This is a genomic window from Streptomyces sp. NPDC053560, from assembly GCF_044544605.1.
GTDB lineage: Bacteria > Actinomycetota > Actinomycetes > Streptomycetales > Streptomycetaceae > Streptomyces.
This window is the reverse complement of sequence record NZ_JBITXI010000004.1, coordinates 582,789-591,788: the sequence shown is the minus strand read 5'-3', so window position 1 is coordinate 591,788 and position 9,000 is coordinate 582,789. Positions and strand designations below refer to the sequence as shown.

At 69.1% G+C, this 9,000-nt stretch carries 8 protein-coding genes, 1 pseudogene and 1 riboswitch; of the genes and pseudogenes, 5 read left to right on the top strand and 4 right to left on the bottom strand.

The genetic code is table 11. The features are described 5' to 3' along the window. Positions 1–137 precede the first annotated feature (137 nt). Positions 138–220, bottom strand: a riboswitch (cobalamin riboswitch). 117 nt (positions 221–337) lie between these two features. After that, on the bottom strand, positions 338–1,375 hold the full coding sequence (locus ACIGQF_RS12380) for an MBL fold metallo-hydrolase (RefSeq protein WP_399708511.1): 1,038 nt from the start codon (positions 1,373–1,375) through the stop codon (positions 338–340). Positions 1,376–1,683: 308 nt separating this feature from the next. Then, positions 1,684–2,895, bottom strand: coding sequence for a restriction endonuclease (locus ACIGQF_RS12375; RefSeq protein ID WP_399708508.1), 1,212 nt, complete (start codon positions 2,893–2,895; stop codon positions 1,684–1,686). A 177-nt stretch (positions 2,896–3,072) separates the two neighbouring features. Here ACIGQF_RS12375 and ACIGQF_RS12370 point away from each other — a divergent pair, with 177 nt between their 5' ends. Continuing rightward, complete coding sequence (locus tag ACIGQF_RS12370; protein ID WP_399708505.1) at positions 3,073–4,221, top strand: DNA cytosine methyltransferase; 1,149 nt, start codon at positions 3,073–3,075, stop codon at positions 4,219–4,221. A gap of 515 nt (positions 4,222–4,736) precedes the next feature. Here ACIGQF_RS12370 and ACIGQF_RS12365 read toward each other — a convergent pair. After that, positions 4,737–4,925, bottom strand: coding sequence for a hypothetical protein (locus tag ACIGQF_RS12365; RefSeq protein ID WP_399708502.1), 189 nt, complete (start codon positions 4,923–4,925; stop codon positions 4,737–4,739). An 85-nt stretch (positions 4,926–5,010) separates the two neighbouring features. Next, positions 5,011–5,598, bottom strand: coding sequence for a hypothetical protein (locus ACIGQF_RS12360; protein WP_399708499.1), 588 nt, complete (start codon positions 5,596–5,598; stop codon positions 5,011–5,013). Between the two features lie 573 nt (positions 5,599–6,171). Between ACIGQF_RS12360 and ACIGQF_RS12355 the strand changes: the two genes are divergently transcribed. The 4 genes and pseudogenes from ACIGQF_RS12355 (at position 6,172) to ACIGQF_RS12340 (ending at position 8,919) form a co-directional block, all read left to right on the top strand. After that, entirely contained in the window at positions 6,172–6,597 is a 426-nt protein-coding gene (locus ACIGQF_RS12355) for an endonuclease domain-containing protein (RefSeq protein WP_399708497.1), read from the top strand. Beyond that, positions 6,516–7,028 (top strand): annotated as a pseudogene (locus ACIGQF_RS12350) (tyrosine-type recombinase/integrase); the annotation flags it as partial. The gene ACIGQF_RS12355 and the pseudogene ACIGQF_RS12350, both read left to right, overlap by 82 nt. 166 nt (positions 7,029–7,194) lie before the next feature. Further along, the gene (locus ACIGQF_RS12345) at positions 7,195–8,682 is read left to right on the top strand and encodes an aldehyde dehydrogenase (protein ID WP_399708675.1); all 1,488 of its coding nucleotides are present in this window, start codon (positions 7,195–7,197) and stop codon (positions 8,680–8,682) included. A 3-nt stretch (positions 8,683–8,685) separates the two neighbouring features. Further along, positions 8,686–8,919: a ferredoxin gene (locus tag ACIGQF_RS12340; protein WP_399708495.1), complete on the top strand. Its 234-nt coding sequence runs from the start codon at positions 8,686–8,688 to the stop codon at positions 8,917–8,919. The last annotated feature ends 81 nt before the right edge of the window (positions 8,920–9,000 follow it).

Genomic DNA, 9,000 nt, shown 5'->3' with positions numbered 1-9,000 from the left:
TCCGCCGCACCACGCCCGCGCCTCGCGCGCGGCGCGGGGGCCCGGGGCTCAGCTCCGTATCCCCCGCCGGGGCCGCGTGCCGGGCGGCCGCTGACGGGCGGCCGCCCGGCACGCGGGAGCCTTGGGTGTGCCCCGCCGGGTGTTCCGGCTCGCTCCGGCGCACGGCTGCGCACCAGGGCTCACGGCTGCGGGTCAGCGCCGGTTTTCCACCGGCTTCCCCCGGTCGGGCACGAATGAACTTGTCGCAACACTTTAACCGGCGGGTAGCGGCCGGCTCCCGGCACGTACGGGATGCGTACGGCCGCCCGTACGCCCTCGCGTCCGGACGGCCGGTGCCTCACACCGCCCGGTACGCCACCGGGGCCGAGCCCGGCACCGGCTCCGCCAGCCCCCGCTTCACCAGGCGCCGCAGATGGGCCTCGGCCTCGGAGAGGGCGATGGTGCGCGAGGCGTACGGGATCCGCTCCCAGGGGCGGTTCCACTCCATGGCCTCGGCGAGCTGCCAGGGGGTACGCGGCGTGGCGAGCAGCGCGCGCAGGCCGCCGAGCCGCTCCTCGTGGTGGGTGAGCAGCTCCGCGACCCGTTCCGCCGCGCCCGTGAAGGCGTGCTGGTGCGCGGGCAGCACCTCGGCGGCGCCGAGCCGCCCGATCCGCTCCAGGGAGTCGAGGTAGTCGCCAAGGGGGTCAGTGACGGTGGCGTCGTCCGGGTCCTCGTACAGGCCGACGTGCGGGGTGATGCCGGGGAGCAGGTGGTCGCCGGAGAAGAGGCGCCCGTTACCGGGGTGCGCCGCCGGATGCGCCTCCTCCAGGTGCAGACAGACATGGCCGGGGGTGTGCCCCGGTGTCCAGACGGCCCGCAGCCGCCGCCCCGCGAGGTCCAGCAGCTCACCGGGGACGATCTCGCGGTCCGGGAGCGCGGGCCGGTTCTCGGGGAGCGCGCGGGTGCGCCCCTTGGCGCGGGCCGCGTACAGGGGCGCGAGGTGTTCCTCGGGTGCGCCCGCCGCGGTCAGCTTGTCGATGAGGTACGCCAGCCAGCTGCCCGGTTCGGCCTCGCGGGTGCGCCGGACGACCGCGGCGTCGGCGGCGTGCATCGCGATCCAGGCGCCGGACGCCTCCCTGACCCGCGCCGACAGCCCGTGGTGGTCGGGGTGGTGGTGGGTGATGAGCACGCCGTGCAGGTCGGTGACGGCGGTGCCGCAGGCGGCGAGCCCGGCGGCGAGCGCGTCCCAGGAGTCCGGGTCGTCCCAGCCGGTGTCGATGAGCACCGGACCGCGGTCCGTCTCCAGCAGGTGCACGAGGGTGTGCCCCAGCGGGTTGTCCGGTATGGGCACGGCGATGCTCCACACCCCGCCCCGGTGGTCGATCACGTGCGGCATGCCATCGCCCCTCTCGGCCCGCACGCCGTCGCGTGCATTGCCCACTATAACTAGAACTGATGAGGCGTCAGGAGAGCCTGCGCGGACGCCAAGTGAGGGCCGTCTGACCAGCTAGCGAGCCGTTGATGTTGGTTGTCGTTGGCCGTCTCGGGCCGCCTCCGGACGGCCCAGGGACGGCCCAGCGGAGGCGCTTGGAGTGTCGCGTCGCACGCCCTCGCAATGCTGCTCAACCTGCGCTGATTGGAAAGCGGGCCCACCGTCGCCCGCTGTTGATGTCAGCTGCGAACGTCGCCCGCTCGCTCACGCCGTTAGGGCTTGGGGAAGCCCTGCTCCAGCCACTGGCGCACGGCACCGACGGTGGTCCGGCCGTGTTCGCGCAGGGTGTCGACTATGTCCCGGCCGCAGATGAGGGCAATCGGGTGGCCGTCTTCGTGGACCTCTTCCTGGACTTGCTTGTGGAAGTACGACGTCGTGACCAGCACCCCGAAGTTGCGGTGCCGCAGCCGGGAGATCAGCCGCGAGACCTCCTTCACCCCCACAGAGCTGGTAGCCCCGTAGCATTTCGCCTCCAGGGCGAAGTCGATGGCAATGGGATTGGCCTTGGGGCCGAGGGTATAGATGCCGACAGCATCCCGCCCGCCGTCACGGCTGGGGCGAGTGACATCAACACTGCTCGTATTCGGTGCGACAAGACGCCAGATCGCCACCGCGCAGCTTTCGAAGTCATGCTCGCGGCCGCGGAAGTGCTCTCGAATCAGTTCGAGGGTGGCCTGCCCCTCGGCATCTTCGGGCAGCTGGCCAGCTTTCGACCTGATGACGGTGGTGGAGGGCGCCAGCAGCGGACTGTAGGTACGGCCTGCAACCCAGCTCCGCCATGCCGGAGGGCAATCGCCAGCCAGCGGATCACTGCCGGCCAGCACATGCTGAAGCCACTCCCTGGGGATCCGGTCGTGGTCGAGCACCGTGAAGCGGGCCCGGTAGTTCTGGAAGCGCTGATCATCGGTAGTGCGCCAGATCGCAGCCAGTTCGTCATCAGAGGTGAGCGTGGGGCCGCCAGGAGCAAGCAGTCCGCGGAATCGCACCGACCGGCCAGAAGTGCCGGCCTTCTCGAACAGCAGGAAGGGGGGAACGCCAGCAGCTCTCTCGGCAGCGGTGCCGTGTGAGGCCGCGAAGGCGTCCCGAAGCAGTTGGTTTCCGGCACGCGGGGTGTCGTGCAGATCCCTCCCCGGCGTCCTGTTGTCCCCGTAGTACGTGAACGTCCCGGTCTGAGTGTCGAGGTGGTCAGGCCAGTCCACCTCTCCACCGTTGGTGTAGAGGACGGAGAGGCGAACCGTGCCCTTTGCCGGGGAGCCCTTGTGCCGGAACCCACCCTGATTTCCCACACCGGGCACGAGTTTGGCGATCGGGTCGTCACCGCTGTTTCCCCTGGCGCCGCCGGCGTAGAGCGAGTCCACCACCAGATCGGCGGTGCCAAGGTCTGCGAACGGCACGTGCGGCTCGGGAGCAACAGGAAGTGTCATGCGCCAACATCTACCAGCCCCCTCTGACACTCCCGGCCGCGCTCTGGATCGGGAGAGTTGGCCGTGCAGCAAGCGTCCCAGCAACCATGTGGGGCGCGTGTTGTCAGTGGTGCTCCATAGGATTTACACATGACGCCTGGTGACCTCCCACGACAGCACAGCACGCCCTGGCGGGTGATGGACCTCTTCGCCGGCTGCGGCGGGTTCACCGAGGGCTTCCGGTCGTATGCGAACGCGGACGGAACTACCCCGCACTTCCGCTCTGTTGCCGCCGTAGAGAAGGACCAGCGTGCAGCAGCCACGTACGGGGCGAACCACCAGCCCGACAAGCTCATCTGCGACGACATCGCCGACTTCGACCCGCAGCCGTTCGCCGACGACGTCGACGTCATCACCGGCGGTCCTCCCTGCCAGGGCTTTTCGGCGCTTAACCGGGGGAACTTCGATGATCCGCGCAATGGCCTTTGGGAGGAATACCTCAGGGTCGTTGCCGTCGTCAGGCCGAAGATCTTCGTCATGGAGAACGTCGACCGGTTCCTCAAGTCCCGGGAGTGCGACCGCCTGCGAGCTGCCACGCATCCGGGCGGCCTCCTGGAGGACTACACCCTGAAGACGGAGCTGCTCAACTCGGCCGACTACGGCGTCCCCCAGGCACGCAGGCGCGTGATCGTTCTCGCCACCCGCCGGGACCTCGGCGCCCCGCTGCACCACCCTGCCCCGACACACACCAGGTTCCCCGAGATCAAGACTGACCTGGTGCTCTTTGACGGAACAGCGGCTCTGCCGCAGTGGGTGCCCGTGGACGTGGTGTTCAACCGGTCAGCACAGCTGGCGATCACCGGCACAGAGCTTCCGGGCCGCCGCACACCTGAGGGCCTGCCCGGCCCGTACCGGACCACCGAGCTGCACTTCGGCCGCACCCCCAGGCCGCTCTCGCTTGCCCGCTACGCCGCAATTCCCCCGGGAGGAAACCGCCACGACCTGACCGGGAAGTATGCGGAGATCGAAGGGCACAAGACCTACCTCAGCACTCAGTCCTGGGACCAGCACCGCAGTGGATCGGCAGACGTGATGGGGCGGCTCCGCTCGGGTTCTCCCTCCGTGACGATCCGGACCGAGTTCCACAAGCCGGAAAAGGGTCGCTACCTCCACCCTCACGAACACCGCCCCATCACGCACTTCGAGGCGGCCCTCCTCCAAGGGTTCCCTGAGGACTACCGCTGGCACGGCACCAAAATCGACATCGCCAGGCAGATCGGCAATGCCGTGCCCGTGGGCCTCGCCCGAGCCCTCGCCGGCGCCATCCACCAGCGACTCGCAGCCTGAGAGAGCGAAGGCCAGGCCGGATGTCAACCCGGCCTGGCCCTCGGCCCAGTCGCGCACGACACAGTCGAAGCACTCCTGAGCGAGTGGGACGTCCCCGCCGTGGCACCCGCTGATCCCCGCGTTCCCCACCGGGACTACCTGCCCAGGGGGCCCCAGGGGGCCACCCAACCCTGACTGTCCTCGAACAACCAGGCTGACCCGGTGCTTGTTCAGTCGGTGACGGAGGCCCGAATCCACGACCTCTTCGTCTCGAATGAGGTCCGGTAACGATCAAGCCCTGGCGCCGGGGTCAAAGGGGCAGGTCAGAACGTTGGTATGGCTTGGCCTGACATCGTCTGCATCTGCCAGCGGGAGAAGATCTTCTCCCAGATTTCTCCCAGCCCCGAGACCGGCAGGTCTGCCGAAACGGGGCTGGATGCTCCTGGGCGGCCCGCGGCCTGGCCCACGTGTGGTCCACAGCTCAACGGGCCGCCCAGTCCTCACGGCTTCAGTTGTCTACTAGCCCCGGCTGGGTCTCAGGCCGCGGCGGGAACCCGCATTGCGGCGACAGCGACCAGCACCACAGCCAGGGCCATGAGCACCTGCTGCAGTTCCGGAGCCTCGTATCCGGCCCGGAAACACAGCAGGATGATCAGGATGACGACCTGGAGGGGATGCGGATTGGGGACCTGGTCGGCCTGCGGGGGATTGGGATAAGTCATCATGGGATGTGCCACCTTTCTGTTAAGGGATGTGGCATCCGTCGGCCCCGCTCATTGCTGTGCAGGCGTGGGGCGGGGTCGGCGGAGTTTATGTAGGGGAGGTGCCTGCGGCCTCCCCTTGGGAGTCCTCGCCCAGCAGGCGTGCGAGCTGGAGGGCCAGCTTCTGCTTCCCGGCGGGCGGGAGCTGGAGGTACTGCTCCCAGAGCTCTTCAAGTGAGGTCTTCGGGCGCTCGCCCATCGTGATCCACGCCAGCAGGCGTGTCCGCTCCCGGGCGGTCAGTGCAGCCACCTGGTTCGCGAGCTCCTCGGCATCTGCTCCAGCAGCTTCCCCGGTCTGCGGTACGGACGATGTGCGCAGGCCGCGGCTGCTGGCGGTCGGCTTCAGCTTGCGCTGCTCCGGGTCCCAGACGTCGAGGCCGCGCTTTACGAACCGCTGCTTGTCCTGGCTCAGCTTCGGATCCTCCCGGCTCGTGTCGATGATCCAGCCGTAGTCCCGAAGATCTCGCACCCGCCGGTCGATCTGAGCGATGTCGGGGAAGGCGGCCCGGAGCTCGGCCTTGGTGAAGGGCTCCCCTTCCCCGACCTCCTGCAGCAGCCACGCTGCCGCGCGTACCAGGCCGCCCCCAGCGGAGGCATCGCGCCAGTCCGGGGGGCCCTCCGAGTCCACGTCGGTCATTTTGTCCTCCTTTTCGTGTTGCCGTCGGCACGACCATACACTAGACCGGCAGGGACCGGCACCCATCAGCTGTCAGGGTGGCAAGGTGAATTCGCTGGGGCGGCAGACCCGGAAGGGTGCCGGTAGGGCCGAGGGTCCGGACGCCGGCCACTCCGCGGCAACAGCCGGGGCGTCTGCCCAGCTGCACCCACGTGTCCAGCCACATCCGCCCCTGCCATGGGGGCTTGCGGATAGGTAGCCCTGTGCACACGGCATGGAAGTAGATGAACTGCCATGAGGCGCTCATGCCGGCCTGAGGGGGCGATCTGACGGGCTGCGGGCCACCGACGGGCCAGACACACTCATGGGACCTTTCGAGGGCCTGCTCTAGCAGGTCAGAGCGGTGGGGCTGGCCGTGAGCGGAGCGCTCTTGAAATCTGCCGCTCAAGCCCGGTCGACGGCGGGGCTTGCGGAACACGCGGTGGGCGACAGGTGAGCTGACGGCCGACCGCTGGTGGCGGTCGTTGGTGGGCGGCCGGGGCCGTCCGGGGCCAGCGCTGGACGGCCCAGGGACGGTCCGGAAGGTCCGGGAAGATGGCCTGCGGCCCAACGCCACGCTCAGGGCCCGTAGCCGAACGTAAGATGCATACGGGGGTTCTCATGGCAAAGAAGACTTGTGGGATGTGTGGTGCGGTGTACGCATCCAGAGGAGCTGTGCGCTACTGCGGAGATGCCTGCCGCTTGGAAGCTGAAGCAGCACAGCTCGCAGGGAGCATGTGCGGGTTGGCGCTGGAGCAAGCCCGCGCCATTCGCGCCATACAAGCGTGCATGATCTGCCAGTCAACTGAATCCGGATTTGAATCGGGCATTTTCGCAATAGACCACTGCCATGACGCGGGCGTCGTTCGCGGTGCCCTCTGCAGGTCGTGCAATGCGCGGTGTTCGCTCCGCCGAAGCGGGGCAAGGTCCGTGACGTGCCTCTGCCGGAGCAGGTGGGGCGTGCCCTCGCGGAGCACATGAAGCGCTTCCCGCCGGAGGACGTCACCCTGCCCTGGCTCGACCCGGAGGGGCCGAAGGTGACCAAGAGGCTCATCTTCACGACGGCGGAGGGCAAGGCGGTGGGGCGTCACTACTTCAACGTCTCCGCCTGGAAGGCAGCCCTGGTGACCGCAGGGGTGCTTCCTGAGCCCGCGCCCGGTGAGCGAGTGGAGCAGTCAAGGGAGGGCGGCATGCACGCACTCAGGCACTTCTACGCCTCGGTGTTGCTCGACGCGGGGGAGAACATCAAGGCTCTGAGCGGATACCTGGGGCATGCGGACCCGGGCTTCACGCTGCGCGTGTACACGCACCTCATGCCGAGCAGTGAGAGCCGCACGCGGAAGGCGGTCGACGGCATGTACCGGGCGGCCGGCGAAGGACACGACGGCCCAGAGACGGCCCAGGCGGCATAGGGAGGGGCCCCGCCAGCGGCAAAACCGCTGGTGGGGCCCTATTCCGTTCGGAGCCTGGCTTAGTTTAACTAGAACTGGTATCAGTTCTGATGGTGCGTCAGATCACTTTTCCGGTGACGCGACAGGTAACGGCGGCCCGCAGGAGGCGGAATCGATGACTGGATCGATGACTGGCCCGATCGAGCACGGACAGCTCTACATAGGTGGTGAGCTGGTCGATCCGGCCGGCCGGGACACCATCGAGGTCGTCTCCCCGCACACCGAGCAGGTCATCGGCCGGGTGCCGCACGCCTCCCGGGAGGACGTGGACCGTGCCGTCGCGGCGGCGCGCGCGTCCTTCGACTCCGGGGTGTGGGCCAACACGCCGCTCGAGGAACGGATCGCGGTCGTCACGCGGATCAAGGACGCGTTCGCCGTGCGCAGCGAGGAGTTCGCGCGGCTCATCAGCGCGCAGAACGGCACCCCGTACACCTCCGGGATCATGGTGCAGTCGTTGGCCGCGATGATGGTCTGGGACGCGGCGATCACGGTCGCCCGCGACTTCGGGGGTTCCGGGGGGCGTCCCCCGGGAGACGGTAGTGCGTACGAGGAGCGGCGGCAGGGCGTGCTCGGGCCGCTGCTGGTCCGCCGGGAACCGGTCGGTGTGGTCGCGGCCGTGGTGCCGTGGAACGTCCCGCAGTTCACCGCCGCCGCCAAGCTCGCTCCCGCGCTGCTGGCCGGGTGTTCGGCGGTGCTGAAGGTGTCGCCGGAGACGCCGCTGGACGCGTATCTGCTCGCGGAGATCGCCACCGAAGCCGGGCTGCCCGAAGGGGTGTTGTCCATCCTTCCGGCCGACCGGGAGGTCAGCGAGTACCTGGTCGGGCATCCGGGCGTGGACAAGGTGTCCTTCACCGGCTCGGTCGCGGCCGGCAAGCGTGTGATGGAGGTGGCCGCCCGCAACCTCAGCCGCGTCACGCTGGAGCTGGGCGGCAAGTCGGCCGCGGTGATCCTGCCGGACGCCGACCTGGACGCCGCGGTCGCCGGGATCACGCCCTTCGCGTGGATGATCAACGGCCAGGCCTGCGTGGCCCAGACCCGCATCCTCGCGCCGCGCGCGCACTACGACGAGATCGCCGAGCGGTTCACCGCCGCGGCCTCCGCGCTGAAGGTCGGCGATCCGCTGGACGCGGCCACCGAGGTCGGCCCGCTGGTCGCCGAGCGGCAGCGGCGCCGCTCGCTGGAGTACATCGCGGCCGGGCAGCAGGAGGGTGCCAAGGTGCTCGCGGGCGGCGGCCGGCCGGCGGACCAGGAGACCGGCTGGTACGTGGAGCCCACTCTCTTCGGCGACGTCACCCCCGGCATGCGCATCGCCCGCGAGGAGATCTTCGGCCCGGTGATCTGCCTGCTCCCGTACGAGGACGAGCCGGAGGCGGTGCGGATCGCAGACGACTCCGACTACGGCCTGTCGGGCTCGGTGTGGACGGCGGACGTCGAGCGCGGCATCGAGGTGGCGCGTCGGGTGCGCACCGGTACGTACTCCGTGAACACCTTCAGCCTCGACATGCTCGGGCCGTTCGGCGGCTACAAGAACAGCGGTATCGGGCGGGAGTTCGGGCCCGAGGGGTACGGCGAGTATCTGGAGCACAAGATGATCCATCTCCCGGCGGGGGCGTGAGCCATGGGTTCCCGGTGGCAGGTGGAGGTGGACCGCGGCGTCTGCATCGGCTCGGGGCTGTGCGTGAGCACCGCGCCGGACGGGTTCCGGCTGGACTCCGCGCGCCAGTCCCACCCGGTGAAGGACGAGGTGGACGCCCGGGAGGCGGTGCTGGCCGCGGCCGAGGGCTGTCCCGTCGAGGCGATCGTGATTACGGAGGCCGGCTCCGGGGAAGCTGTCTTCCCGCCGGAGGAGTAAGGCCAGACGAACACCCGTGCGACCAGCTGGTTCGTACTCAGGGTTACTCGTGCGTTCCTCACGGTGACCTCATGACGTCTG